This window comes from Comamonas sp. FG99, from assembly GCF_057808605.1.
In genome coordinates this window covers 84,759-109,531 of record NZ_JBMDII010000002.1, presented here as the reverse complement: position 1 = coordinate 109,531, position 24,773 = coordinate 84,759, and the positions used below count along the sequence as shown (strand labels likewise).

Here is a 24,773-nt window from a genome sequence, read left to right as displayed (position 1 = left end):
TGCGCAGCGGCACCTTTCCATCCACTTTTTTCGAAAGCCAATCAATGACTTCAGCCGAAGTCGTGGGCGAAGCCTTGCCCACGCCAACCGAACCAGTGCCGCAGAGGCTGCCGCGGCCGCCCAGCCGGCCGCACCGCATCGCCAGCGAGGCCGAGGCCGTGCAGGCGGCGCAGCGCCTGGCCGCGGACTTTGCCCGCAACGCCGCGCAGCGCGACCGCCAGCGCCTGCTGCCGTGGGACGAGATCGAGCAGTACACCGCCAGCGGCCTCGGCGCGATCACCGTGCCGCGCGAATATGGTGGCCTGGGCGCATCGTACGAGACCCTGGCCCAGGTGTTCGCCACCCTCTGCGCGGCAGACCCGTCGCTGGGCCAGATTCCGCAGAACCACTTCGCGCTGGTGCAGAACGTCAAGGATTTGGGCACGCCCGCCCAGAAGCAGCGCTGGTTCGCCGATGTGCTGGGCGGCCACCGCCTGGGCAATGCCGGGCCCGAGCGCCAGTCGCGCGCCCGCGTCATCACCGAGGCCACCGCGCGGCTGCACCGCGATGCCGAGGGGCGGCTGCGCGCCAGCGGCACGCGCTTTTATTCCACCGGCGCGATCTTCGCGCATTGGGTGCCTTTCCGTGCGCAGGACGAGCAGGGCCGCCCGGTGCAGGTCTGGGTCAGGCGCGATGCGAGCGGCGTGACGGTGATCGACGACTGGGACAGCATCGGCCAGCGCACCACCGCCAGCGGCAGCGTGGTGTTCGACGACGTGGCGGTCGATGCGGGCGACATCATCGAGGTCTGGCGCCATGCCGACCGGCCCACGCTCAGCGGCCCGGTCTCGCAGCTGATCCAGGCCAGCATCGACGCGGGCATCGCGCGCGGCGCGCTGCGCGATGCGCTGGACTTCGTGCGCGACAAGGCGCGGCCCTGGGTGGACTCGGGCGTGGCCAGCGCCACGCAGGATCCGCACCTCGTCCACGAGGTGGGCGCGCTGCAGGTCGAGGTCGATGCGGCCCATGAGGTGCTGCTGGAGAGCGCGCGCCTGCTCGACGCGCTGGCCACCCGCCCGGTGGACGCCGCCGCCAGCGCCCGCGCATCGGCCGCGGTGGCCGAGGCCAAGATCCTCACCACCGAGGCGGCGCTGAACGCCAGTGAGCAGCTGTTCGCGCTGGCCGGCTCGTCGGCCACCCGCGCCGCGCACAACCTCGACCGCCACTGGCGCAATGCCCGGGTGCACACGCTGCACGATCCGGTGCGCTGGAAGTACCACCTGCTGGGCAACTACCTGCTCAACGGCGCCGCGCCGCAGCGCCACCAATGGAACTGAACACGGCCATGACACAGACCGCACACATCATCCGCACCGAAGCCGAGGCGCTGCAGGCCGCCGAGCAGTTCGCCCAGGGCATCGCCACCGGGGCGCTGGCGCGCGACCGCGACCGCATACTGCCGTTCGACGAGGTGGATCAGTTCAGCCGCAGCGGGCTCTGGGGCATCACCATCCCGCGCGAATACGGCGGCGCGGGCGTTTCCACCGGCGTGCTCACCCGCGCGGTGCTGCGCATCGCGGCGGCCGACGGCAATTTCGGCCATATTCCGCAGAACCACTACTACGCGCTCGAAGTGCTGCGCGTGGGCGCGACGCACGAGCAAAAGCAGTTCTTCTACAACGAGGTGCTGCAAGGCCGGCGCTTTGGCAATGCGCTGGCCGAGATCGGCAAGAAAGACTTCGTGCGCCGCACGCAGCTGCTCAAGGATGAGGGCGGCTGGTTCGTGGACGGCCGCAAGTTCTATTGCACCGGCTCGCTCTACGCGCACTGGATTCCGACGCTGGTGACGGCCAGGGAAGGCGCTGGCGAGCGCCTGTACCTTGCCTTCGTGCCGCGCAGCGCACCGGGCGTGGCGCTGACCGACGACTGGGACGGCTTCGGCCAGCGCGTCACCGGCAGCGGCTCGGTGGAGTTCAACCGCGTGCGGGTGGAGCCTGAGTGGGTGGTGCCGTTCACCGAGTCGTTCGAGCGGCCCACCACCATCGGCCCGTTCGCGCAGATCATCCATGCCGCGCTCGATCTGGGCATCGGCCGCGGCGCATTCGAGGCCACCCTGCCTTTCATCCGCGAGAGCGCCAGGCCGTGGATAGACGCGGGCGTGGACCGCGCCGCGCAAGACCCGCTGCTGCTGCACCAGATCGGCCATGTGCATGTGCGCCTGCGGGCGGCCGAGGCGCTGCTGGCGCGCGCCGCCCGCTTCGTCGATGCCGCGCAGCGCCAGCCCGATGAAGACAGCGTGGCCCAGGCATCGATCGCGGTGGCCGAGGCCAAGGCCCTGGCCACCAGCGCCAGCGTGCTGGCCGGCAGCAAGCTGTTCGAGTTGGGCGGCACCGGCGCCACGGCGGCCCGGCACGGGCTGGACCGCTACTGGCGCAACGCCCGCACCCACACGCTGCACGATCCGGTGCGCTGGAAATACCACGCCATCGGCAACTACGCGCTCAACGGCGTGCGCCCGCCGCGCCACGGAGCACTTTGAGGACACGACAATGCACCAGCAACGATTTTTCCAAAAACTCACCGCCCTCGTCGCCACCGCCTTGCTGGCCGGCGCCGCCGCCGCCGCGCCGCTCAAGATCGGCGTGGTGCCGGGCATCTTTGCCGACTCGGTCGAAATCGCCGCCAAGGAGGCCCGCAAGCAGGGCCTGGAGGTGGAGGTCGTCGAATTCACCGACTGGGCCACGCCCAACGTTGCGCTGGACGCGGGCGACATCGACCTGAACTACTACCAGAACAGCAACTACCTGGCCAATGCCGTGCGCGACAAGGGCTTCAAGATCAGCAGCGTGCAGGCGGGTATCCTCTCCTACCTGGGGCTGTATTCGCTCAGGCACAAATCGCTGGCCGAGCTGCCCGTGGGCGCCAAGGTGGCGATCGGCAGCGATGCCGTCAACCTGGGCCGCGGGTTGCGCCTGGTGCAGGCGGCGGGGCTGATCAAGCTGCGCCCCGACACCGGCCTGCTCGGCAAGCCCGGCGACATCGTGGACAACCCGAAGAAGCTGCAGTTCGTCGAGGTCGAGGGCCCGCAGCTGGTGCGCGTCACCCCCGATGTCGATCTGGCCGTGGGCTACCCGTATTTCATCCTGGCCTCCAAGGCCTTCGACGCCACCAAGGCGCTGGCGCTGACCAGCTACGAAGACGATTCCTGGGCGATACAGTTCGTCTCCCGCACCGAGCGCGCGGCCGACCCGCGCATCGCCAGGTTTCTCAGCGTATACAGCAACTCGCCCGCCGTGCGCAGCACCATCCACCAGTTCTACCAGGGCGAGCAAAAACTCTACCGGCTGGCCTGGCTGAAGAAGTGACGGCCATGCCCCAGAAGCACAAGCACATCCACGTCAACGCGTTCAACATGAACTGCGTCGGCCACATCCACCACGGCCTGTGGACGCATCCGCGCGACCGCTCCACCGAATACCACACGCTGCAATACTGGACCGACATCGCCCGGACCCTGGAAAAAGGCCTGTTCGACGGCATCTTCATCGCCGACGTGATCGGCTACTACGACGTCTACCAGGCCGGCGTGGACCTGACGCTGCGCGAAGGCATACAGCTGCCGGTGAACAACCCGTGGCTGCTGGTGTCGGCCATGGCGGCGGTAACCAGGCACCTCGGCTTTGGCCTCACGGCCACCGTGGGCGCGCACAACCCCTACACCTTCGCGCGCGACGTGAGCACGCTCGACCAGCTCACCAATGGCCGCGTGGGCTGGAACATCGTTACCGGCTACGTGGACAGCGGCGCGCGCGGGCTGGGGCGCGACGGCCTGGCCGAGCACGACAGCCGCTACGACCAGGCCGACGACTTTCTGGAGCTGGCCTACAAGCTCTGGGAGGGCAGCTGGGAAGATGGCGCGGTGATCGCCGACAAGGCCCGCCGCATCCACGCGCTGCCGCACAAGGTGCACCCGGTGGTCCACCAGGGCCCGTACTACCGCGCCAACGCTATCCACATGAGCGCGCCGTCGCCGCAGCGCACGCCGGTGCTGTTCCAGGCGGGCACCTCGGCGCGCGGCCTGCGCTTTGCCGGTCGGCATGGCGAAGGCATCTTCATTGGCGCGCGCACGCCCGAGGCGGCGCGCCAGGCATCGCGCCAGCTGCGCGCCGCCGCGGTGGCCGCGGGCCGCCGCCCGGACGACATCAAGATCTACGCGGGCGCGGCCGTCGTCGCCGCACCCACGCAGGCCGAGGCCGAGGAAAAGTACGCGGACTACCTGGCCCACGCCAACGCCGAGGCCGGCCTGGCCCATTTCGCCGCCAGCACCGGCGTGGACTTTGCCCGCTACGACCTGGACGAGCCCATCGCCTTCGGCCAAAGCAACGCGATCCAGTCCGCCGCGCAGGCGGCGCAGCAAAACGGCTGGACCACGCGCCGCAAGCTGCTGGAGCAGTTCGCGCTCGGCAGCCGCTACAACACCATCGTCGGCGATGCCAACCGCGTGGCCGACGAGATGGCGCGCTGGATCGACGAGGGCGAGATCGACGGCTTCAACCTCACCCGCATCGTGGTGCCAGAGACCTGGGAAGACTTTGCCGCCATCGCGGTGCCCGAGCTGCAGAGTCGGGGGCGCTACCGCACCGCCTACGAAGCGGGCACGCTGCGCCAGCAGCTTTTCGGGCGGGGCGACCGGCTGCCCGCCAATCATCCGGCGGCGCAGTGGCGCAGGACGGCGCAGGCACCCCAGCCGCAACCCACGGAGGAACTTGCCCAATGAAACACTATGCATTCATGCTGGCCGCGCTGCTTTGCGGCAGCGCCCTGGCCGCGCCGCTGAAGATCGGCGTCACACCCGGCTCGCTGGCCGATTCGGTCAACGTCGCCGCGCAGGAGGCGCGCCAGGCGGGGCTGGAGGTGCAGGTGATCGAGTTCACCGACTGGACCGCGCCCAACACCGCGCTGGATGCGGGCGACATCGATATGAACTACTTCCAGCACCAGGCCTTCCTCGACAACGCGATCCGCGAGCGCGGCTACCGCATCGAAAGCGTGGGCCTCGGCCTGCTGCCCAACATCGGCCTGTATTCCAAGAAATACCAGTCGCTGGCGGATATTCCCAACGGCGCATCGGTGGGCGTGGCCAACGATCCGGTGAACCAGGCGCGCGGCCTGCTGCTGCTGCAATCGGCGGGGCTGCTCAGGCTCAGGGACGGCGTGGGCGCCAAGGCCGGCGTGGCGGACGTAGTGGACAACCCGCGCAGGCTGAGGCTGGTGGAGGTGGAAGGGCCGCAGCTGGTGCGCGCCATCGACGACCTGGCGCTGGCCCAGGGCTATCCGGCGCACTTCGTCAATGCCGGCCAGAGCGAGCTGGCGCGCCGCGCCCTGCGCTACTCGACGGTGGACGACGTGTACTACGCGATCCGCTTCGTGGCGCGCAGCGACCGCAAGGGCGATCCGCGCATCGCGCGCTTCATCGGCATCTACCAGTCCTCCGATGCCGTGGCGCGGCAGATCGCCAAGTCCTTTGCCGGCGACGGCAAGCTGTACTCGCTGCCCTGGCGGGGCGCCGCTACCCGGTAGCCAGCCGCTGCATGCAGGTGTGAGGCCCGCGCGGCGCCTCTGGCGGATTGTGCATGGCGGCACCCTGTCACAGCCCCGTCACGGCGGCGGCAAAGAATAGGGCCCGTGCTCCACACAAGGCACGGTTTGCGTGCCTCCGCCATGAATTCCTATACTGCGGCCGCCGGCTCCACATACCCCTCATCCCCCGCTTCCCCGGTGCACCGTCCCCGGCTGGAGCAGCGGCCCAGCCTGGCCACCATCGTCTTGTTCGTCGGCCTGCTGGCCCTGGGGCTGGCCTATACCGCATGGAGCCTGGCCCGCGACATGGGCACCACGGGCGTGGAGGCAACGACCTATGTGTCCTTCATCCTGCTGGGCGTGGCGCTGCTGATAGCGCTGGGCTTCGAGTTCGTCAACGGCTTTCACGATACCGCCAACGCCGTCGCCACGGTGATCTACACCCACTCGCTGCCTCCGGGCGTGGCGGTGGTCTGGTCGGGGGTGTTCAACTTTCTCGGCGTGCTGTTCTCCAGCGGGGCGGTGGCTTTCGGCATCATCTCGCTGCTGCCGGTGGAGCTGATCCTGCAAGTGGGCTCGGGTGCCGGCTTCGCGATGGTGTTCGCGCTGCTGATCGCGGCCATCGTCTGGAATCTTGGCACCTGGTGGCTGGGGCTGCCGGCCTCGTCGTCGCACACGCTGGTGGGCTCCATCATCGGCGTCGGCATTGCCAATGCGCTGATGCGCGGCCGCGACGGCACCAGCGGCGTGGACTGGAGTCAGGCGGCATCGGTGGGCAAGGCGCTGCTGGTGTCGCCCATCGTGGGCTTCGCCTGCGCTGCCCTGCTGCTGCTGGCGATGAAGGCGCTCGTCAAGAAGCGCGAGCTGTACGAGGAGCCCAAGGCCGATGCGCCGCCGCCATGGTGGATCCGCGCACTGCTCATATTCACCTGCACTGGCGTGTCGTTTGCCCACGGCTCCAACGATGGGCAAAAGGGCATGGGCCTGATCATGCTGATCCTGGTGGGTACGGTGCCGCTGACCTATGCGCTCAACCATGCCGTGCCCGACAGCCACACGCCGCAATTTGCGGCCATGGCGCAGGTGACGCAGATGCAGCTGCGCGGCAGCCAGGTGGCCTCTGCGCCACAGCTTGCCCCTGAGGCCGCCCGCAAGCTGGTGTCGGACTATCTGCGCACCAAGACCGCCACGCCCGAGGTGGTGCCCGCGCTGGCTGCGCTGGTGGACAGCATCGGGCAGCAGGTCAAGGAGCACGGTTCGCTGTCCAAGGTGCCGGCCACCGCGGTGGCGAACGTGCGCAATGACATGTACCTGGCGTCGGAGGCGATCCGGCTGATCGAGAAAAGCGGCGCGCCCAGCCTGCCCGAGCAGACGCAAAAGCAATTGCATGCCTTCAAGGGCGAACTGGACCAGGCGACCAAGTTCATTCCGCTGTGGGTCAAGGTGGCGGTGGCGATCGCGCTGGGCCTGGGCACCATGGTGGGCTGGAAGCGCATCGTGGTGACCGTGGGCGAAAAGATCGGCAAGACCCATCTGACCTATGCGCAGGGGGCCTCGGCCGAGCTGGTGGCGATGGCCACCATCGGTGCGGCCGACATGTATGGCCTGCCGGTATCCACCACGCATGTGCTGTCGTCGGGGGTGGCGGGCACCATGGCCGCCAACCGCTCGGGCCTGCAGATGTCCACGCTGCGCAACCTGCTGCTGGCCTGGGTGCTGACGTTGCCCGCCGCGATGCTGCTGTCCGGCAGCCTGTACTGGCTGCTTTCGCACCTGTTCTGAGAGCGGCCACCTGTCCCAAGGCTTCCGAGAGAGAGAGTATTGCCATGAATTTTGACGACCGCGATGATTGGGTGCGCCGTATCGAGAGCGATTTGCTCGACAGCCTGGACGAAGAGCTGGAACTGGAGATCGAGGACCGCACGCACCATCTGGCCGAGCGCCCGGCCGGCCAGGAGGCGGGTGGTGAAGTGCGCGAGCAAAGCCGGGTGCAGCGGCTCGCGTATTTCAAGGAGCTGTTCCGGCTGCAGGGCGAGCTGGTCAAGCTGCAGGACTGGGTGGCCTCGACCCGGCAGAAGGCGGTGATCATTTTCGAGGGCCGCGATGCGGCGGGCAAGGGCGGCGTGATCAAGCGCATCACCCAGCGGCTCAATCCGCGCGTCTGCCGCGTGGTGGCGCTGCCGGCGCCCAACGACCGCGAGCGCACGCAGTGGTACTTCCAGCGCTACGCGGCGCATCTGCCGGCGGCCGGCGAGATCGTGCTGTTCGACCGCAGCTGGTACAACCGCGCCGGCGTGGAGAAGGTGATGGGCTTTTGCTCGGACGAGGAGTACGACGAGTTCTTCCGCTCGGTGCCGGAGTTCGAGCGCATGCTGGTGCGCTCGGGCATCAAGCTGCTCAAGTACTGGTTCTCGATCACCGACGAGGAGCAGCACCTGCGCTTTCTGGGCCGCATCCACGATCCGCTCAAGCAATGGAAGCTGTCGCCCATGGACCTGGAGTCGCGCCGCCGCTGGGAGGACTACACCCGCGTCAAGGAGGCCATGCTGGAAGAGACGCATATCCCCGAGGCGCCATGGTGGGTGGTGCCCGCCGACGACAAGAAGCGGGCGCGGCTCAACTGCATCAGCCACCTGCTGGAGCAGTTCCCCTACGAGGAGATCGCGCGGGCAGAGGTGCTCTTGCCGCAGCGCGTGCGCCATGCGGACTATATCCGCCAACCCGTTCCCGAAGCCATGATCGTGCCGCAGGTGTATTGAGGCTCCACCGCCCCGGCCGGGGCCTACGGCAGGAAGGCGGGCGACAGCAGGCGCAGGCCGATGGAGAACCAGCGCTCCCCGGTGCCGCTGCCCGCGCGGTTTCCATAGGTGGCATCCAGCTGCACGCGATCGGGCACCAGCCAGTAGCGCAGGCCCATCTGGTAGAAGGGGCGGCCCTGGTGCTGGCCAAAGGTTTCGGCGATCAGCCAGGTGGATTCGGCCAGCCGGGCCTCGGTGCCCAGGCCCCAGGTCAGGCGGTTCTTGTGGAACTCCCTGTCGCGCAGCCAGCCGAGGTTGGCATGCAGGAAGGCGCGGTCGTCGCGAAACGAGAAGGTGACCGGCACATAGGCGTAGAGGTCGCCGACCAGATTGCTGCCGCTTTGAATCGGCGGGTGGCGCACATTGCCCAGCGCCAGCCCCCAGGACCAGCCATTGGGCTGCAGCGTCTTGAACAGGGTCTTGCCCTGGATGAGCAGGTCGGTGGTCTGGGTGCCGAGATCGTCCTTGCCCCGGGCCGCGCCCAGCGCCAGTTCGAGATTGCCGCTGAAGTTGCAGGCGGGCTGCACCCAGTATTCGGTGCTGTTGCGGTTGGACTTGGCCCAGCTTTCGAGCTGGCAGGCCTTCGCATCGACGATGCGGGCATCGTCGGTGACCATGGGGCGCGCGCCATGGGCCGGGCCGGCGGCCAGCAGGGCCAGCACCAGTGGGGACAGCCGGAATGCGGAGGCTAAAGTTTGCGCCGCGGTCATGGGCATTTCAAGGAATGCCTTGCGTGGGTGGGGTTGGCCATGGGGGCCAAGTTTCCCAGAGTATTGTGACCGGCGCATGTGAGCCGATGCAGGCGGCTCTTTGGCGCCCGCGCTTGCTCTGGCCTGCCCGACAGGAATCGAACCTGTGACCCACGGCTTAGAAGGCCGTTGCTCTATCCAACTGAGCTACGGGCAGTCAAGAAGAGGCCGCATTATCGCTGAATTCGCGGCCTGCCACGGCTCAATGCTGGTGGCCGTGCCCGCCAGCCGGGGCCGCCGCCGTGCTGGCGGCGCGCACCGGCACGTCGATGGTGCGCTCGCGCCGCTGGCCCTTGGCGTCTTCCACGGTCAGGGTCAGCGCAATCGTCTGCCCCGCGGCCAGCGGCTGCTTGAGCTGCATCAGCATGATGTGGTAGCCCCCCGGTACGAGCTGCACCGGCTGGCGCGCGGGCAGCGCCAGCTTCGGGATGGCGCGCATGCGCATGACGTTGTCTTCCAGCTTCATCTCGTGCACCTCGGCGATGCCGGCGGCCGGCGTGCTCACCGCCACCAGCGCCCCGCCCAGCGGGGCCTGCAGCGTCATGAAGATGCCGGTGCCGCTTTGGCCGGGCACGGTGGCGCGGGCCCAGGGGTCGCGGGCATCGATGGCGGCGACGTTGGCGGGCAGCACCTCCAGCCGGGCGGCGGGCTGCCTGGGCTCGGGCTGGCCGGGCTGGGGGATCTGCGTCCAGGCGGTCTCGCCCACATCGCAGGTCTGGCGCACCGGGAAGTACAGCGTGCCGGGCTTGTCGGGCAGGGTGCCGCGCAGCACGAAGTCGGCCGCCGTCTTGCCGCGCAGCGCGGCCTCGGGCGATTCGGCGCTCCAGGCGACTTCGCCGCCCTGGCTGCCGGCGGCCGGCGCGCTCAGCTTCCAGCCGGCGCGCGGCAGGGCCTGCTGCAGGCGAAAGCCGGCGGGCAGCTGCACACGGATGGCGGTGGTGGCCTGGGCGCCCTCACAGGGGTGGCCCACATGGAAGGCGGCGTCGTAGCTGCTCGACACATTGGCGCCGCCCCGGGGCAGCGATACATGGCTGTGGGCCGGCAGGCTGGCCAGCAGCAGGGTGCCCAGCAGGCTGGCGGCGCAAAGGGAAGGGTGTTTCATGGGGGGCTCCTGTGAACTAGGCGTTGATGGCGATCAAGATGGAGGGCCTACATATCCCATTGCAGCGAGGCATGGTAGGTGCGCTGGGGGTAGGGGTGGAAGTTCCAGTACTGGTAGTTGTTGGCATTGTCGATGCCGAAGGCGGCGCTCCACTGGCGGTTGAACCAGTAGCGGGCGCGCAGGTCGACGGTGAAGTACTTGCTGGCGCCCATGTAGCTGAAGCCATTGACGTCGCTGTTGTCCAGCGCCGAGTACTGGCGGCCGCTGTAGCGCGCCGCCACGGTGAAGGCCCAGTGCTCGCCGGGCTGGTAGGTGGCGTAGGCGGTGGAGCGCCAGCGCGGCACGCGCGGCTGCCACTTGCCGACGCTGGCGGGGTTGGCGGCATTGGCGGCGATCCTGGAGTTGGCGAAGGTGAGGCTGGCGCCCAGGTCGAGCCCGCGCACCCCGACCGATTGCCCGGTGTAGGCCAGCTCCAGCCCCCAGGTGCGCACGCGGTCCACGTTCTGCACGCGCGAGGTGGTGGTGCCGGGCACCAGCTGGCTGTACAGCGCGTCGCGCGTCGTCTCGTGGAACAGCGTGGCGCGGGCCAGGCCGTTGTTCAGGTCTTTTTCCGCGCTCAGCTCGCCGGTCCACGATTGCTCGGGCTTGAGGTTCGGGTCGTTGATGAAGGACAGCGCGCCGCCCGAGGTGGCACCATACAGCTCGCCCACGGTGGGAAAGCGCACCGCCCGGCCGGCCGAGGCCTTGAGCACGGTGTCGGCGCTCCACTGGTAGGCCAGCGCGGCCTTGGGCGAGGCATGCGATTCGCTGCGCCTGGCGTAGCCGAGCTGGCTGCCGGCGTTGCCGGTATTGCCGTCCTGCGCGCGCCAGTTTTCCCAGCGCAGGCCCAGCACCGTGGTCCAGGCCGGGGCGAGGCGCCAGGTGTCCTGCGCCCACAGGTAGCGCGTGCTGCTGCGGCCGCCGACGCTGCTGAGCAGCGCCGCCGGGTCGGCCACGCCGCCCTGCCAGTCGCCGACGGTGGCGAACTTGTCGATCCGCAGCTTGTACGCGTCCTGCCCGGCGCCGAAGTCGACGATGTGCGCGCCGCGCATGCCATCCGGCCGCCAGGTGCCCTGGGCGGCCAGCGTGTGCCAGCCGGTGCCGTCCTGGCGCTGCACGGTGCCGGGGCCGCCTTGCAGTGCACCGGGCAGCGCGGTGCCGGGGGCGGTCTGGCGGTCCTGGCCGTAGTCGTAGAGGCTGGCCTTCAGTGCCCAGTCGAACACGCCGTTGGTGCGGCTTTGCAGCGCGAAGCCGTGCATGGTGTGGATCTGCGCATCGTTGGTGGACGGGAAGGCCGTGGGGCCCAGCGTGTAGCGGCTGCCGTCGATATTGACGTTGCCGCTGTATACCGGCTGGCCATCGGGTCCGCGCAGGTAGCTTTCGGAGCGGCCTTGCGCATCGTTGCGCCACCAGCCCAGCGTGTAGCTGGCACGCAGCGTGGCGTTGATGTCGTAGGCCAGCTTGAGCTTGGCCTGCTCCTGCACCGTGCGGTACTGCGTGCCGGTGCCCAGGATGTACCAGGGCTTGTTGGTGGTGTTGAGCCCGGGCACGGCGCCGGTCACCGGCGTGCCGCCCGCGCCCGGCATACCCGATGCCAGCGTGGCCGTGGCAAAGGTGAGCGGCTGGCTGTCGCTTTGCGAGCGGTTCAGCGCCAGCCACCACGACCAGTCGCCGCTCCTGCTGCCCAGCGTGGCGCTGCTCTGCCAGCTGTTGTAGGTCTGGCGCGTGCCGTACAACTCGTTCGGCTGCGACGCGAAGCCGGCCTTCACATGGGCCTCGAAGCTGGTGGGCATGCGGGTGACGTAGTCGACCACCGCGCCGGCCGAGTTGCCGGGGTAGGCGGCGGAGAACGGGCCGTACATCACGTCCACGCGCTCGATCTCCTCGGGGCTGAGCATGCCCCAGCGGGGCGCATAGTTGGTGCCGTTGGCAATGCCGTTGCCCAGGTAGTTGGACAGCAGGATGCCGTCGGCATACACCGCCGAGCGCGCGCTGTTGCCGGTGCCCGAGGCCCGGGTCGACAGGATGGCGTGGTTGTAGTCGCCGATGTAGCGCTTGCGCACCAGCAGGCTGGGCAGGTATTTGAGGGCATCCTCGCTGTCGGTGGCGTTGATGCGGGTGTCCACCTCGTCGCGGGTCACGCTCTCCAGCGTGGTGGGTATGTGCGTGGGCAGCGAGCTGGGCTGGCCGCCCTGCACGGTGACCACGCCCAGCGTCTTGCTGCGCTCGGCCGCCGATCCGGTGGCCTCCTGGGGTTCGTCCGCCGCCCAGGCGCTGCCCGCCAGGCAAGGCAGCAGCGCACCGCCGCACAGCAGTGCTCCATAAAGCTTGCTCATGAAAATCCTCGTGGCGCCGCGATCGGCACCGTGTCTTTGATGCGGCCGCGTGCATGGCAGGCGCCAGGCAGCGGGAGAGTCAGACGGCGAGGAGGGCGGGCGGGGCGCGCGCGGACAGCGGCGCGGCGGTCGCGGCCGCGATATGGGCGGCACGCACCGGCTGCAGCGCATGGGCCAGCGGCGATGGCGGGGGCAGCAGCGGGGCTGCGAACGGCGGCGGCGCCACCATGGGCAGGCACAGCGCGCAGTCCAGGTGGCCGTGGCCAATCTCGGCGGTGCCGTCGTCCAAGGTACTCACGAGCTTGATGCTGCCCGCCGAGGTACAGACCACCTGCATGGCCTGCGGATGCACCAGCGGCGCCGCGGTGGCCACCGCCAGCGACAGCAGCCACCATGCCAGCACCCAGCGGCCTAGGCGCAAAAGGAGGGAGCTGGGGCTGCTGCGGTACATGGCCGGGCAGCATACCATGGGCTGTGGCTATTAAAAAAGTGAGCTGCTAGCGCGTGCTATATAACGATTTCCAATATAAATCATATTGAAACCATTGTGTGGCAAGCGCTGGCAGCTCTTATTTTTGTGGCTGCTGCTGGCTTCAATCCGCCTCGTCGTAGACCAGGGACGGGTTGTTCATCGAGCGCGCCACATCCTGCAGGCTGTCGACGATGTGGTTGGCGAAGAAGCTGCTTTGCGTGTCGGGCTCCAGCGCGGCGATGGCCAGGTTGGCATAGGGCTGGTTCAAGGGCACGTAGTAGCTGCCGGCGGGTACGTCGACCGAGCTGCGCACCAGGTTCACCGTGACCCGCTCGACCGGCTGCTCGCCGCTGGCGGCGCCGCGCACGTCGTCGCGGGCCGCGCTGCGGCGGCTGGTTTCCTGGTAGGTGTCGGCCAGCAGCGAGCCGGGCTCGGCCACGCGCAGCACCTGCAGGCCCAGCAGCTTGAGCTTGTCGGCGGCCTCGGACGACGAGGCCGACAGCCAGTAGCCGCAGGGCCGGGCACGGGTGTTCAGCGTGCGCAGCTTGACCGACGAGTTCCAGTTCACCTCCTGCGGGCGGTCTTCCCCGGTGGCGGGGTCGAGGAAGATGATGCGGCGCTGCTCGGGCGTTTGCGCCACGTCCACCGCGAACTGGCCCTTGCAGGCCTGCGAGCTGATGTCGCGCCCCACGTAGGAGCGCACCTGGCGCAGGTCCTTGGCGCGCTGGGCGGTGGTCTGCAGCGCGCTGGTGGCGGCCAGCACATGGCTGTGCACGCGGCGCTGGATGTGCGCGCGGCCTATGCCTATGCCGCGGGTCTCGATCAGCAGGCTCGCGGCGTTGCGCAGGCCGTTGACATTGCGGCCGGTGTCGGGCCGCACGCCGCCCATCGACAGCGTGTGGTCATCCGGCCTGGCGGTGGTGGTGTAGTACCAGTTGGTGCTCTGGCCCTGGTCGGTCAGCGCCTTTTGCATCGGAAGCAGGTACCACTCGTTCGCGGCCTTGGCCACGAATTCATGGATGTTGCCGGTGGTCGGGGTCTGCAGCAGCGCATCGTAGCGCTGCACGCCCTGGAACTTCTCGACATAGCGTCCGGCGACCGTGAACTCGTGCGAGTCGAAGGTGGCGATGGGGCGGTAGGCGCGCACCAGCTCGGCCAGCGCCCGGGCCTCGGGTGTCTTGAGCAGCAGGTGGTCGCGGTTCATGTCGATGCCGTTGGCCGTGGTGCGGCGGTTGGCGGCGGCGCCGTCGGGGTTGGCGCGGGGCACGATCAGCACATTGACCTGCTCGAGCAGGCTGGCCAGCCTGCCGCCGCTCAGCTCGCGCGCCATCACCAGCAGCGCCTCGGCGCCGGCCGGCTCATTGCCGTGCTGCTGGCCCACCAGCATCACGGTGGGGCGGCCGCTTTCGTCCAACTGCTGCAGCGAGGTGCCGGCGGCGCGCGTGAGCAGCAGGGCCTGGATCGGCGCGCCCTCCTGCGAGGTGCCGGGCGTGAGCAGCTCGGCCTTGGAGCCGGCCTGCCGGGCGGTGCTCACCAGCTGGCGCAGCATCTGGCTCAGCTCGGCATTGGTGGTGAAGCTGCTGCGGCCATCGGCCAGGCCGGGCGTGTCGTAGCGCGTGGGCGGGTCGGGAAAGCGCGCGGCGACGCCGGGGCTTTCCTGCCAGCTGCCCAGCGGGCTGGCTTCCAGCGGCGTGGTGTCCACCGGGCTGGCGACGGCGCCGGGGGCACCGGGAACCTGCGCCTGTGGCTGCGGCGCGGCAGTGACGGTGCCCGGCGTGGCGCCCGACGAGGGCCAGGGCGGCAGCGGCGTGCTGCTGCAGGCGCTGAGCAGGACGGCCAGCGTGGCGGCGCCGAGCGTAGCCATGGGGCCGGCCGGGCGCAGGTGAGTGGGGCCTTGCGCCGCACGGGCGGCGCAAGGCGGGAACGGTATTGTGTTTTTCGTATGGCGGATCACGAAAACCCTCCGGGAGTGGGCCAGTAGCGGGATTATGCGGGAGGGGACGGGCCATTCCACGTAGGAAGCGAGCGATGAATGACAACAACCAGCTACGCCTGGGGCGCATCGCCAGCAGGCCCGCTGGCGCCCCCCGCCTGGCGCGGCAGCTGCATGCGCAGCAGGGCGCGCACGAAGCCATGGTCGGAGCGGGTGCGGTCGTGCCCCTCGTGCAGGTGGTCGTTGAAGTAGTCCACGCGGCGCACGTCGCCGATCGCATGGCGGCTGAGGGGATCGAACTCTTCGCTGACCAGGATCTGGTCCAGCACCGCGGGCGCTCCCTGGTGGATGTGCGAATAGGCCACGTCCTTCTTCAGCGCGGCGTTGCCCAGCAGGTCGCTGGCGTTGAACAGCGCCGAGTCGCGGGCGCCGCGGTCGTAGGCCACGTCGGAGGTGGCGGCCACCATCTGCGTGGTGACGCTGTCGGGCGTGTCGTTGAAGTCGCCCATGACCACCAGCGGCATGCGGGTGTTGTGCAGCAGGTCGATCACCAGGCAGCGCAGCGCGGCCGCCTCGACGCCGCGCATCATCAGCGCGCGCAGCGACGCCAGCGTGGCGATCTTGGGATCGTCGCGGTCTTCGAGCGGCTGGCCGTCCTCGCTTTGCAGGAACTTGGGGCGCTTGGACTTGAGGTGGGTGACCAGCACCGAAACCTGCTGGCCGCGCTTGAGCTCCAGCGTGGCCACCAAGGGCGGGCGCTCGAATTTGGCATGCACGCCCAAGCCCGGCACCGCGATGGCCAGGTTGGCGGGAAAGTCGCTGAACGACTGCGTCGCCAGCACCTTGAGGCGGGTGGCCAGGCCCACGCGCGGCGTGCCCTGGGCGCCGACGGCGCCATTGCCGTCCTCGGCGCCGGGCACGGCCACGAAACCGTAGTGCAGCCCGCTGGCCTTGAGCGCGGCCTGCAGGGCCGACAGGTCCCACACCTCCTGCACCGCCAGAATATCCGCGTTCAGCACCCGAAAGCGCTCGCCCAGCCACTGGATCTTGCGCTCGTACTGCTGCTCGGTATAGGGGTCCTGGTTGGGGTAGAACAGGCGCTGGGGACGGGCCAGGTTCAGCAGGTTGCAGGTGGCCACGGTGAGCGTGTCCAGGGTCGGAGGGGGATCGAAGGGCCGCATGGTGCAGAAAGAGTGGGCGACCCCGCAACCCTAGCCGAAGCTGGCCGAATCGGCAATCGGCAATCGGCAATCGGCATGGGAAGCCTGCGCCAGGCCTTCAGCTGCTCTCGCGCACGATGAGTTCGTAGCCCAGGTCGAGCTGGCGCTGCGCCGGCGCCTGCCGGCGCATCAGCTGCAGCAGCAGGCGCGAGGCCTCGGCGCCCATGGTGGCGCGCGGCGTGCGCACCGTGGTCAGCGGCGGCACCATCTGGTCGCTGCCCGGCAGGTCGTTGAAGCCGGCGATGGCGACCTGGCCCGGCACCGCGATGCCGCTGCGGTTGGCCTGCAGCAGCGCGCCCTGGGCGATATCGTCATTGCAAAAGAAGATGGCATCCGGTGCCGGCCGCCGCTGCAGCAGCTGCATGAAAAGCCGCGCGCCCAGCGCCATCGACGAATGCTCGGGGCACAGCAGCTCCAGCGCCGGGTCGTACCGGCCCGCGGCCCGCAGCTCGCTGCGGTAGCCCGACAGGCGCTGCATCACCCGCGCATCGAGCTGGGCGCCGCAAAAGGCGATGCGGCGGTAGCCGCGCGCCAGCAGGTGGCGGGTCAGCGCCGCCCCTGCCGCGGCCTGCGAGAAGCCCACGGCATGGGTGGCGGCGTCGCCGCCCAGCTCCATCAGGTGCACGCGTGGGATGGCGCTTTGCGCCAGCAGCTCCCGGGCGGCCGGGCTGTGCTCGAAGCCCGTCAGCAGCAGCCCGGCGGGGCGCATCGGCAGGTAGCTGCGCAGCAGCTGCTCTTCCTCGGCCGGGTCGTAGTGGGTCACGCCGATCAGTGTCTGGTAGCCCTGCGGAAAGAGTTCGCGGTGCACCGCGTCGAGCAGTTCCACGAACAAGGTGTTGGACAGCAGCGGCACCAGCACCAGCACCTGGTTGCTCTTTTGCGACGCCAGCGCGCGTGCGGCCGGGTCGGGCACATAGCCCATCTGGCGCGCCACCGCCTGCACCCGCTCGACCAGCTCGGGCGCCACGCGCCGCTCGCCGCGCAGCGCCCGCGACACGGTGATGGGGCTGACGCCGGCGGCCTGCGCCACGTCGCTCAGCGTGACGCGGCCGCTGGCGCGCGAGGAGCGCGCCTTGTTCCCGGCGGGCTGGGCCGGCTGGGCAGATGAATCGGGCGGTGGGCGGCGGCGTTCGGGCAAGGGATTCTCCTAGGTGGAGCCGGCTTGGAGGCAGGCTATGATAGCGCTATCCAAGCCGTTGTGAACCGGGTTTTCTCCAAGCCGGATTGCAGGCGGGAAGCTGCGGTGGAGCATGCTCTGCCTTCTTTTTAGCATCTATAGGATAGCGCTGTCCCATGACGAAACCAAGCACTTTGAAACCAACCGCTCTCGTGGTGATGGGTGTTTCCGGCTGCGGCAAGTCGAGCGCCGCCGCCGCTGTGGCCGAAGCCCTGGGCTGGCAGCTGCTGGAAGGAGACGCCTTCCACCCGGCCGAGAACGTGGCCAAGATGCGCCAGGGCACGCCGCTGAACGACGGCGACCGCCAGGGCTGGCTGGCCGAGCTGGCGGCCCAGCTGGCGCAGGCCGGCGAAGCCCATCCCCGGGTGCTGACCTGCTCGGCGCTGAAGAAGAAATACCGCGACCAGCTGCGCGCGGCCCAGCCCCGGCTCGGCTTCGTGTTTCTCGATCTGGACTATGCGACCGCGCTGGCGCGGGTGCAGTCGCGCGCCGGCCATTTCTTTTCGCCCGAGCTGGTGGCCAACCAGTTCCAGACGCTGGAAAGCCCGGTCGGCGAGGGCGACGTGCTGCGCGTGGACGCCACCGCCAGCCTGGAGCAGATCACGGCCCAGGTGCAGGAGTGGTTGCGCTCTTGGCAGCACTCTTGAGCGGGACAAGGCATTGGCCTGCATTGGCCCGCCTTGCCCCGCAGCTACGATAACGCCCATGCCTATACCGCTACACCGATTGGCTCTGGCAGACATCAGGAAGACCCCCACATGAAACTCCACGCAACTATCGATGCGGTCACGCGCCGCATCCGCGAGCGCAGCGCCGCCACGCGCGCCGACTACCTGGCCCTGGTGGACGAGATGGCGGCCCGCCCGCCCGGCACCCAAAGCCTGGGCTGTGCCAACGTGGCCCATGCCTTCGCCGGCCTGCCGGGTTCGGACAAGATCCGCATCGTCGAGCAGAAGGCGCCCAACGTCGCCATCGTCACCGCCTACAACGACGTGCTCTCGGCCCACGCGCCGCTGGCGCGCTACCCCGACATCCTGAAGGACGAGGCCCGCAAGCTCGGCGCCACCGCCCAGGTGGCCGGCGGCGTGCCGGCCATGTGCGACGGCGTGACGCAGGGCGCCCCCGGCATGGAGCTGTCGCTGTTCAGCCGCGACAGCATCGCGCTGGGCACGGCCGTTGCGCTCAGCCACGACGTGTTCGACGCCGCGCTGATGCTGGGCGTGTGCGACAAGATCGTGCCCGGCCTCTTGATCGGCGCGCTGCATTTCGGCCATTTGCCGACGGTGTTCGTGCCCGCCGGGCCCATGACCTCGGGCCTGTCCAACACCGCCAAGGCCAAGGTGCGCGAGCAGGCCGCGCAGGGCCTGGTGGGCCGCAAGGAGCTGCTGGCCGCCGAATCGGCCGCCTACCACGACCAGGGCACCTGCACCTTCTACGGCACCGCCAACAGCAACCAGATGCTGCTCGAAGCCATGGGCCTGCATGTGCCGGGCACGGCCTTCATCAACCCGGGCGACGCCGAGCGCGAACTGCTCACCCGCGAAGCCATGCGTAGCGTGCTGGCCATCACCAAGGCCGGGCGCTTCGCACCCATCGGCCGCGTGGTGGACGAGCGCTGCATCGTCAACGCCATGATTGCGCTGCTGGCCACCGGCGGCTCGACCAACCACCTCATCCACTGGGTGGCCGTGGCGCGCGCGGCCGGCATCGTCATCGACTGGAACGACTTTGCCGAACTGTCGGCCGTGGTGCCGCTGCTGGCCCGCGTCTACCCCAACGGCAGTGCCGACGTGAACCAGTTCCAGGCCGCCGGCGGCCCGGGCTATGTGATCGGCGAGCTGCTGCGCGCCGGACTCATGCATGGCGACGTGCTCACCGTACGCGACGATGGGCTGCAGGCCTATGCGCGCATTCCGCGGGTCGAAGGCGCCAGCCTCGCCTGGCATGACGCGGCCGAGTCCGGCGATCTGGCGGTGCTGCGCCCGGCCGGCGATCCGTTCAGCCCCAGCGGCGGCCTCAAGCTGCTCACCGGCTCGTTGGGCCGCAGCGTGATCAAGGTCAGCGCGGTGCCCGAGGACCGCCACGTGATCGAGGCGCCGGCGCGCGTGTTCGACTCGCAAGAGGCGCTGCAGCAGGCCTTCAAGGCCGGCGAGCTCGAACGCGACGTGGTCTGCGTGGTGCGCTGGCAGGGCCCACGCGCCAACGGCATGCCCGAGCTGCACAAGCTCACGCCGCCGCTGGCGGTGCTGCAGGGCAAGGGCTTCAAGGTGGCGCTGGTGACCGACGGGCGCATGAGCGGCGCTTCGGGCAAGGTGCCAGCGGCCATCCATGTCTCGCCCGAGGCCTGTGTCGGCGGTCCGCTGGCGAAGGTGCAAGACGGCGATATCATCCGCCTCGACGCCCTGGCCGGCACGCTGCAGGTGCTGGTCGGCGAGGCCGAATGGAGCCAACGCCAGGCCGCCACGATGCCGCAGGCTTTGCGGCAGGCCAATGGCCGGGGCTTTGGACGTGAACTTTTTGCCGGATTCCGGCGCCACGCGCTCAGCGCAGAAGAGGGAGCTTGCACATGGCTGGACAATTGACAGCTTTGGCGATCATGCAGGACGCGCCGGTAATCCCGGTGATCGTGCTGCACAAGGTGGAACACGCGGTGCCCATGGCCGAAGCCCTGGTGGCCGGCGGCATCCGCGTGCTGGAGGTGACGCTGCGCACGCCCGAGGGCCTGGCCAGCATCGAGGCGATCGCCAAGGCCGTGCCCGGCGCCATCGTCGGCGCGGGCACGGTGCGCAATGCCGCCGATGCCAAGGCGGCCGCGCAGGCGGGCGCGCGCTTCGCGGTCAGCCCCGGCTACACCAGCGCGCTGGGCCAGGCCTGCCAGGATCTCAAGCTGCCGCTGCTGCCCGGCGTGGCCACCAGCGGCGAGATCATGATGGCGCAGGCCGACGGCTTTAGCGAGCTCAAGTTCTTCCCGGCGGTGCAGGCCGGCGGCCTGGCCATGCTCAAGGCCTGGCAGGGGCCGTTCGGCGATGTGCGCTTTTGCCCCACGGGCGGCATCTCGCCGGCGAATGCGGCGGAGTTCCTGGCGCTGAAGAACGTGGTCTGCGTCGGCGGCTCGTGGCTGGTGCCCACCGACACGCTGGAGCGCGGCGACTGGAGCCACATCAGCGCGCTGGCCCGCGAGGCCGCGGCGCTGCCGCGCAAGGCTTGAAGACCTGGCGATGGGCGGCTGCCGGCACTACATCGTTGTCCAGCCGCATGTCAGCGAATTCCCAAGGCCCATGGCCTTGGTGAAGGGTGATCGGGTCTCGGTCGGCGCGAGCTATGCCGGCCCCGAAAGCGCGGCGAACGCCGCTTGAACGGCTGGTTGTGGGTCACAAGGCACCTCTGACGCTGCTGTCGGGTGGGTGCCTCTGAATTTCTGGCGTCAGGCTGGCCGCCGCCAGTCCTTGAATTTTCCTGTATCGATTCGATCTTGTGGTTCACAGGCGCAATCCTCATTTGGTGGGACCTGTATGAATCAATAGCTTGTGTTGATCTCTGAGTCCGCGCAACGCCTCAAAGCGCTTCAAAAGTGACGATAAACGCCACAAGGTGGCGGCTGACATTTAGTTAAACCATGCGATGAACCAGACTCTGAGCGATCTCAAGGCATACGCGATACTATACAAAAAATGTCAACTTCCGCGTATGATTTGGGTATGTCGTCCATTGAATCGTATTTCGAAGGGCATCTTGCCCAAGGCCGCGCCTACTTCACGCGGGAGGAGGCCCAGGCTGCGCTCGGTCTGTCGTCGCACGCATTGAGCGTTGCGCTGATGCGGCAGGCCAAGAAAGGGCGCCTCGCCCATCCTCGGCGCGGCTTCTACCTGATCCTGCGTCCGGAAGATCGGGTTTTCGGTGCACCCGACCCGGTGCGCTGGATCGACCCGCTGATGAATTACTTGCAACTGGACTACCGCGTTGCCTTGCTGCGCGCTGCTGCGTTCCACGGTGCATCGCATCAGGCGGCGATGGTGTTTCAGGTCATCGTGCCCCGGCAGATGCGTGGCTTCGAGGTAGGTCGGCAGCGGCTGGAATTTGCCTATCAGGGCGCGGAAGCGTTCGCCCAGGTCAACCGGCCCGGTTGGCTGAGGTCGCTCAAGAGCGAGGCCGGGTTTGCGAAGGTTGCGGGTCTGGAACTGACGCTGCTGGACTGTGCCCGCTACTTTCACAAGGCGGCGGGCATCAATGGCCTGGCGCAGACCGCCAAAGACCTGGGCGGGCAGGCCAGGCCCGACGAGTTGGCGCAGATCGCGGCGCACTACGAGAACTCGGCGGTGCGTCGCCTGGGCTACCTGCTGGAGCGGGCAGGCCATGCGGCGCAGGCCGATGCGCTGCGGCCGTTCGCGCGTCAGGCCAAGACGGCCGCGCTGCTCGACCCATCGGTAAAACCGCTGGTGCAAGGGCTGCCCGACCTGCACGAGAAAGTACCCGGCTGGCGTCTCATCATCAACGAATCGGTAGAGGTCGATTTTTGATTCCACAAGCCTATCTCCAAGCCTGGAGCGCGACGGCGCCGTGGCCCGACTTCCGCCAGATCGAGCAGGATCTCATCATCTGTCGCGCTCTGTGCGATCTGTTCAATGCGTCGGCGCTGCGCGGCAAGATCGCGTTTCGCGGTGGCACCGCGATCAACAAGCTGCTGTTCGAGCAGCCGCTACGCTACTCCGAAGACATCGACCTCGTGCAAATGCAGCCGGAGCCGATCGGCGCTACTGTCGATGCGATCCGCGAGGCACTGGCATGGCTCGGGCCGTGCAAGCGCGAGCAGGCAGGGCATTCGATGCACCTGGTGTTTCGCTTCGAGCCGGAGGCCGACCCGCAGTCGACGCTCAAGCTGAAGGTGGAGATGAATACGCGGGAGCACGAATCCTTGTTGGGCGTGCAGTCCTATCCCTTCACGGTGGAGAACGGCTGGTATCGGGGCCAGGCCGAGATCGCATCCTTCGCGCCCGAGGAGTTGTTCGGCACCAAACTGCGCGCGCTGCTGCAACGGCGCAAGAACCGCGACCTGTTCGACCTGGCTCAGGGATTGGAGCAGTTGGCGTTCGATGTGGACAAGCTGGTGGCCAGCTTCGAACACTACCTCGCTCTGGAGGACAAGGCCATCACCCGTGCGATGGCCGAGCAGCGCATGCTGGAAAAGCTTACGCGCAATTTGACGGAAGACATCGCGCCACTGCTGCCGGCAGGCATCCGCTTCGATGAAACTGATGCACTACGGGCCTTTGAGCGCGTTTGGACCGAATTGGTGGCACGGCTCAAGGGTGACCCGTGGAAGTCCACGGACGCGGTAGTCGCTGCATTGCGTGAGAAGGGCTATCCAGCACTACTCCGGCCAAGAGGGTGATGAGGCGTGGAATGCCTGTTCGGGCCTACGGCCGCTTGGCAGCGGTTGCTGACGGTCGTCAGTGCGCAGGATTGCGACCGGTGCGCGACCGACTCCGGTCATTCACCGTGGAAAGGCGCCGTGCTTTCCATCCGGACATCGCCCGCAGCCGCAATTAGTTCCATTTCTGACGAGTCGAATGCGCTTTGGGGTCACCTGTGAACTAGACCAAGGTGACCATACCGCGGGTCGAAAGATCGGTCAGACTGCTAGATCCATCGGACATTTCTGTCGGCCAACCACCGGAGAAGCTTTGAGTAAGCGCAGGACCTAGCAAGGACACATACGCAGGACCAGAATCCTTTTCATCGCTGAACGATGAGCAGACCAGTCCGACAAGTTGGCCAAGTGTATTGAAGACCGGACCGCCGCTCATCCCGCCCCAAGCCGGACAACGGACTTCGACGGATGGCCAGGGTAGCATCGCGCGATCACGCCCTTGTGGAAACACTTGCGACACTTCGCCTCGGCAGCACAGCAAATTTCCAGCAAAGTGCAGCACCATTGACTGGCCCGCAATTTCTGCCTCCGTATGATCTAGCCGAAAGCCGCAAAGCGTCAGACTCTCACCGACCTCTGGGATGCGCGCCGAGACAACTGCTCGATGGAAAGTCCCCGATTTCGGCACGTTGCTCGCAAACGTAAGCCCAATTATGTAGAGGTCCGTGTTGGGGACTTCATTGATCTTCGATACTCTCCAAGCCTGCAGGCCCTCCTCGTTGGCGCCGGTGGCAAGACATGCGATCTGACCCGACAGCAAGCCTTCGAGGTGTGGTTCCACCACGTGCTTCGCGCAAAGGGCAATTTCTGGGGCAACGACTATCGCAGACCCGTCAACGGTGTGACCGTCTGCACCTCCGAAGTGAATTGCAAGCAGCATTCCATTGAAGACGTGCCAATTTCGTAGCCATGTTGCCTTTTCTGATTGGTTAGTCGTGATCAATCCCGCTTCGAAAATCAGCGAGGTCCCAATGGGCACCTGAGGCCCCGGATCCTCAACAATTTCAGTTTGAAGGACCTTGCTGAAGTCTTGAGATACGTCGAGCGATGGCATTTGGCTAGTATCACCGACAGCGGCAAGCGTTCGCCTCAAACTGAGCGGCACCGATAGCGGATTCGCCGCCGGTTAGATCGTTCGCCAGCCGGGCGAAGGCAGGTCAGACTACGGGCTTCCTGATATTCTGCGGATGCCGCCAGCATGGCAAAGTTTGTATTTGACCCGGCAGAACACACAGTGCCCGACAGCGAAGCCATAGGCTTGGTGATCGGCTGAGCCTTCTTACGTTTCTTCTGAAACACAGCGGGAAGCGGACCTAGACCTTGATTGGCTCGAAGGACCGCATCCAGCCTTGAAGAGCCATTCGACTCAACGAACTATGCAGCTCCCGTCGAGGGCGGACGTTGGTGGCCATGACCATGCAACGGCAATCCCACTGCTGCACACAGAAGGAAACCCGCTTACGCGGGCTTCTTGTTGTTCATCCGCTACGCGCTGCGCAACGGATCTATGTCTTTGGCGCCTGCATGGCGGCCATCGCCATAAGCCCTTGAATTCTCTTGTATCAATTCGATCTTGTAGCCATCGGGATCGGTCACGAAGGCGATCACCGTGCTGCCGCCCTTGACCGGGCCGGCTTCGCGGGTGACGTTGCCGCCGGCGGCCTTGATCTTCTCGCAGGCGGCGTAGGCGTCGGGTACGCCCAGCGCGATGTGGCCGTAGGCCGTGCCCGGCTCGTAGCTGTCGACGCCCCAGTTGTAGGTCAGCTCGATCTCGGCCTGGCCGGGGTTGCCGCCGTCGAAGCCGAGGAAGGCCAGCGAGTACTTGTACTCTGGGTTTTCGGAGGTGCGCAGCAATTGCATGCCCAGCACCTGGGTGTAGAAATCGATGGAGCGCTGGAGGTCGCCAACGCGCAGCATGGTGTGCAGGAATCTCATGGGCTGTATTTTGCCCGCGCCGCCA

Annotated in this window: 21 protein-coding genes and 1 tRNA gene; 12 read left to right on the top strand and 10 right to left on the bottom strand. The window is 67.8% G+C overall.

Annotated features, from left to right (window positions below):
* Window positions 1-44: 44 nt before the first annotated feature.
* The 7 genes from ACODRX_RS01955 to ppk2 all read left to right on the top strand — a co-directional run bounded on the left by ACODRX_RS01955 (window position 45) and on the right by ppk2 (window position 8,318).
* On the top strand, window positions 45-1,316 hold the full coding sequence (locus tag ACODRX_RS01955) for an SfnB family sulfur acquisition oxidoreductase (protein ID WP_488869352.1): 1,272 nt from the start codon (window positions 45-47) through the stop codon (window positions 1,314-1,316).
* 8 nt (window positions 1,317-1,324) lie between these two features.
* On the top strand, window positions 1,325-2,518 hold the full coding sequence (locus ACODRX_RS01950) for an SfnB family sulfur acquisition oxidoreductase (protein ID WP_488869351.1): 1,194 nt from the start codon (window positions 1,325-1,327) through the stop codon (window positions 2,516-2,518).
* Between the two features lie 10 nt (window positions 2,519-2,528).
* Complete coding sequence (locus tag ACODRX_RS01945) at window positions 2,529-3,344, top strand: MetQ/NlpA family ABC transporter substrate-binding protein (RefSeq protein WP_488869350.1); 816 nt, start codon at window positions 2,529-2,531, stop codon at window positions 3,342-3,344.
* 5 nt (window positions 3,345-3,349) lie between these two features.
* Window positions 3,350-4,756 carry an LLM class flavin-dependent oxidoreductase gene (locus tag ACODRX_RS01940; protein ID WP_488869349.1) on the top strand — a complete coding sequence of 469 codons (1,407 nt, stop codon included), beginning with the start codon at window positions 3,350-3,352 and terminating at the stop codon, window positions 4,754-4,756.
* The gene (locus tag ACODRX_RS01935; RefSeq protein ID WP_488869348.1) at window positions 4,753-5,559 is read left to right on the top strand and encodes a MetQ/NlpA family ABC transporter substrate-binding protein; all 807 of its coding nucleotides are present in this window, start codon (window positions 4,753-4,755) and stop codon (window positions 5,557-5,559) included. Before ACODRX_RS01940 ends, ACODRX_RS01935 begins: the two co-directional genes overlap by 4 nt.
* A gap of 141 nt (window positions 5,560-5,700) precedes the next feature.
* A complete protein-coding gene (locus tag ACODRX_RS01930; protein ID WP_488869347.1) occupies window positions 5,701-7,341 on the top strand; it encodes an inorganic phosphate transporter in 1,641 nt (546 codons plus the stop codon).
* Between the two features lie 44 nt (window positions 7,342-7,385).
* A complete protein-coding gene (gene ppk2, locus ACODRX_RS01925) occupies window positions 7,386-8,318 on the top strand; it encodes a polyphosphate kinase 2 (protein ID WP_488869346.1) in 933 nt (310 codons plus the stop codon).
* Window positions 8,319-8,341: 23 nt separating this feature from the next.
* Here ppk2 and ACODRX_RS01920 read toward each other — a convergent pair whose 3' ends face one another.
* From ACODRX_RS01920 to gntR, 8 genes are all read right to left on the bottom strand, one after another.
* Complete coding sequence (locus tag ACODRX_RS01920; protein WP_488869345.1) at window positions 8,342-9,067, bottom strand: hypothetical protein; 726 nt, start codon at window positions 9,065-9,067, stop codon at window positions 8,342-8,344.
* Window positions 9,068-9,186: 119 nt separating this feature from the next.
* A tRNA-Arg gene (locus tag ACODRX_RS01915) sits at window positions 9,187-9,263 on the bottom strand.
* A gap of 45 nt (window positions 9,264-9,308) precedes the next feature.
* Window positions 9,309-10,208, bottom strand: coding sequence for a copper chaperone PCu(A)C domain-containing protein (locus ACODRX_RS01910; RefSeq protein ID WP_488869344.1), 900 nt, complete (start codon window positions 10,206-10,208; stop codon window positions 9,309-9,311).
* 47 nt (window positions 10,209-10,255) lie between these two features.
* Window positions 10,256-12,583, bottom strand: coding sequence for a TonB-dependent receptor (locus ACODRX_RS01905; protein ID WP_488869343.1), 2,328 nt, complete (start codon window positions 12,581-12,583; stop codon window positions 10,256-10,258).
* A gap of 79 nt (window positions 12,584-12,662) precedes the next feature.
* Entirely contained in the window at window positions 12,663-13,034 is a 372-nt protein-coding gene (locus tag ACODRX_RS01900) for a hypothetical protein (RefSeq protein ID WP_488869342.1), read from the bottom strand.
* 142 nt (window positions 13,035-13,176) lie between these two features.
* Window positions 13,177-14,919: a M14 family metallopeptidase gene (locus ACODRX_RS01895; RefSeq protein ID WP_488869341.1), complete on the bottom strand. Its 1,743-nt coding sequence runs from the start codon at window positions 14,917-14,919 to the stop codon at window positions 13,177-13,179.
* A gap of 182 nt (window positions 14,920-15,101) precedes the next feature.
* A complete protein-coding gene (locus ACODRX_RS01890; protein WP_488869340.1) occupies window positions 15,102-16,169 on the bottom strand; it encodes an endonuclease/exonuclease/phosphatase family protein in 1,068 nt (355 codons plus the stop codon).
* A 97-nt stretch (window positions 16,170-16,266) separates the two neighbouring features.
* Complete coding sequence (gntR, locus tag ACODRX_RS01885) at window positions 16,267-17,346, bottom strand: HTH-type transcriptional regulator GntR (RefSeq protein WP_488869339.1); 1,080 nt, start codon at window positions 17,344-17,346, stop codon at window positions 16,267-16,269.
* 197 nt (window positions 17,347-17,543) lie between these two features.
* Between gntR and ACODRX_RS01880 the strand changes: the two genes are divergently transcribed.
* From ACODRX_RS01880 to ACODRX_RS01860, 5 genes are all read left to right on the top strand, one after another.
* The gene (locus ACODRX_RS01880) at window positions 17,544-18,032 is read left to right on the top strand and encodes a gluconokinase (RefSeq protein ID WP_488869503.1); all 489 of its coding nucleotides are present in this window, start codon (window positions 17,544-17,546) and stop codon (window positions 18,030-18,032) included.
* A 111-nt stretch (window positions 18,033-18,143) separates the two neighbouring features.
* Complete coding sequence (edd, locus tag ACODRX_RS01875) at window positions 18,144-19,967, top strand: phosphogluconate dehydratase (protein WP_488869338.1); 1,824 nt, start codon at window positions 18,144-18,146, stop codon at window positions 19,965-19,967.
* Window positions 19,952-20,593 (top strand): bifunctional 4-hydroxy-2-oxoglutarate aldolase/2-dehydro-3-deoxy-phosphogluconate aldolase, encoded by a 642-nt coding sequence (eda, locus tag ACODRX_RS01870; protein WP_488869337.1) that lies wholly within the window; start codon window positions 19,952-19,954, stop codon window positions 20,591-20,593. The genes edd and eda overlap by 16 nt, the downstream gene beginning before the upstream one ends.
* Before the next feature lie 490 nt (window positions 20,594-21,083).
* Window positions 21,084-21,902: a type IV toxin-antitoxin system AbiEi family antitoxin domain-containing protein gene (locus tag ACODRX_RS01865; RefSeq protein WP_488869336.1), complete on the top strand. Its 819-nt coding sequence runs from the start codon at window positions 21,084-21,086 to the stop codon at window positions 21,900-21,902.
* Window positions 21,899-22,774: a nucleotidyl transferase AbiEii/AbiGii toxin family protein gene (locus tag ACODRX_RS01860; protein WP_488869335.1), complete on the top strand. Its 876-nt coding sequence runs from the start codon at window positions 21,899-21,901 to the stop codon at window positions 22,772-22,774. Before ACODRX_RS01865 ends, ACODRX_RS01860 begins: the two co-directional genes overlap by 4 nt.
* Window positions 22,775-22,976: 202 nt before the next feature.
* Here ACODRX_RS01860 and ACODRX_RS01855 read toward each other — a convergent pair whose 3' ends face one another.
* Window positions 22,977-23,867: a trypsin-like peptidase domain-containing protein gene (locus ACODRX_RS01855; protein WP_488869334.1), complete on the bottom strand. Its 891-nt coding sequence runs from the start codon at window positions 23,865-23,867 to the stop codon at window positions 22,977-22,979.
* Window positions 23,868-24,298: 431 nt separating this feature from the next.
* A complete protein-coding gene (gene gloA / locus ACODRX_RS01850) occupies window positions 24,299-24,748 on the bottom strand; it encodes a lactoylglutathione lyase (RefSeq protein WP_488869333.1) in 450 nt (149 codons plus the stop codon).
* Window positions 24,749-24,773: the final 25 nt, after the last annotated feature.

What these genes read in the sequence shown, in the direction of transcription:
- ACODRX_RS01940 (WP_488869349.1), top strand. Translation starts at nt 3,350, where the DNA reads ATGCCCCAGAAGCACAAGCACATCCACGTCAACGCGTTCAACATGAAC.
- ACODRX_RS01890 (WP_488869340.1), bottom strand. Translation starts at nt 16,169, where the DNA reads ATGCGGCCCTTCGATCCCCCTCCGACCCTGGACACGCTCACCGTGGCC.
- ppk2 (WP_488869346.1), top strand. Translation starts at nt 7,386, where the DNA reads ATGAATTTTGACGACCGCGATGATTGGGTGCGCCGTATCGAGAGCGAT.
- eda (WP_488869337.1), top strand. Translation starts at nt 19,952, where the DNA reads ATGGCTGGACAATTGACAGCTTTGGCGATCATGCAGGACGCGCCGGTA.
- ACODRX_RS01920 (WP_488869345.1), bottom strand. Translation starts at nt 9,067, where the DNA reads ATGACCGCGGCGCAAACTTTAGCCTCCGCATTCCGGCTGTCCCCACTG.
- ACODRX_RS01945 (WP_488869350.1), top strand. Translation starts at nt 2,529, where the DNA reads ATGCACCAGCAACGATTTTTCCAAAAACTCACCGCCCTCGTCGCCACC.
- ACODRX_RS01880 (WP_488869503.1), top strand. Translation starts at nt 17,544, where the DNA reads ATGGGTGTTTCCGGCTGCGGCAAGTCGAGCGCCGCCGCCGCTGTGGCC.
- ACODRX_RS01950 (WP_488869351.1), top strand. Translation starts at nt 1,325, where the DNA reads ATGACACAGACCGCACACATCATCCGCACCGAAGCCGAGGCGCTGCAG.
- ACODRX_RS01935 (WP_488869348.1), top strand. Translation starts at nt 4,753, where the DNA reads ATGAAACACTATGCATTCATGCTGGCCGCGCTGCTTTGCGGCAGCGCC.
- ACODRX_RS01855 (WP_488869334.1), bottom strand. Translation starts at nt 23,867, where the DNA reads ATGCCATCGCTCGACGTATCTCAAGACTTCAGCAAGGTCCTTCAAACT.
- ACODRX_RS01955 (WP_488869352.1), top strand. Translation starts at nt 45, where the DNA reads ATGACTTCAGCCGAAGTCGTGGGCGAAGCCTTGCCCACGCCAACCGAA.
- ACODRX_RS01900 (WP_488869342.1), bottom strand. Translation starts at nt 13,034, where the DNA reads ATGTACCGCAGCAGCCCCAGCTCCCTCCTTTTGCGCCTAGGCCGCTGG.
- gloA (WP_488869333.1), bottom strand. Translation starts at nt 24,748, where the DNA reads ATGAGATTCCTGCACACCATGCTGCGCGTTGGCGACCTCCAGCGCTCC.
- ACODRX_RS01895 (WP_488869341.1), bottom strand. Translation starts at nt 14,919, where the DNA reads ATGGCTACGCTCGGCGCCGCCACGCTGGCCGTCCTGCTCAGCGCCTGC.
- ACODRX_RS01910 (WP_488869344.1), bottom strand. Translation starts at nt 10,208, where the DNA reads ATGAAACACCCTTCCCTTTGCGCCGCCAGCCTGCTGGGCACCCTGCTG.
- edd (WP_488869338.1), top strand. Translation starts at nt 18,144, where the DNA reads ATGAAACTCCACGCAACTATCGATGCGGTCACGCGCCGCATCCGCGAG.
- ACODRX_RS01865 (WP_488869336.1), top strand. Translation starts at nt 21,084, where the DNA reads ATGTCGTCCATTGAATCGTATTTCGAAGGGCATCTTGCCCAAGGCCGC.
- ACODRX_RS01905 (WP_488869343.1), bottom strand. Translation starts at nt 12,583, where the DNA reads ATGAGCAAGCTTTATGGAGCACTGCTGTGCGGCGGTGCGCTGCTGCCT.
- ACODRX_RS01930 (WP_488869347.1), top strand. Translation starts at nt 5,701, where the DNA reads ATGAATTCCTATACTGCGGCCGCCGGCTCCACATACCCCTCATCCCCC.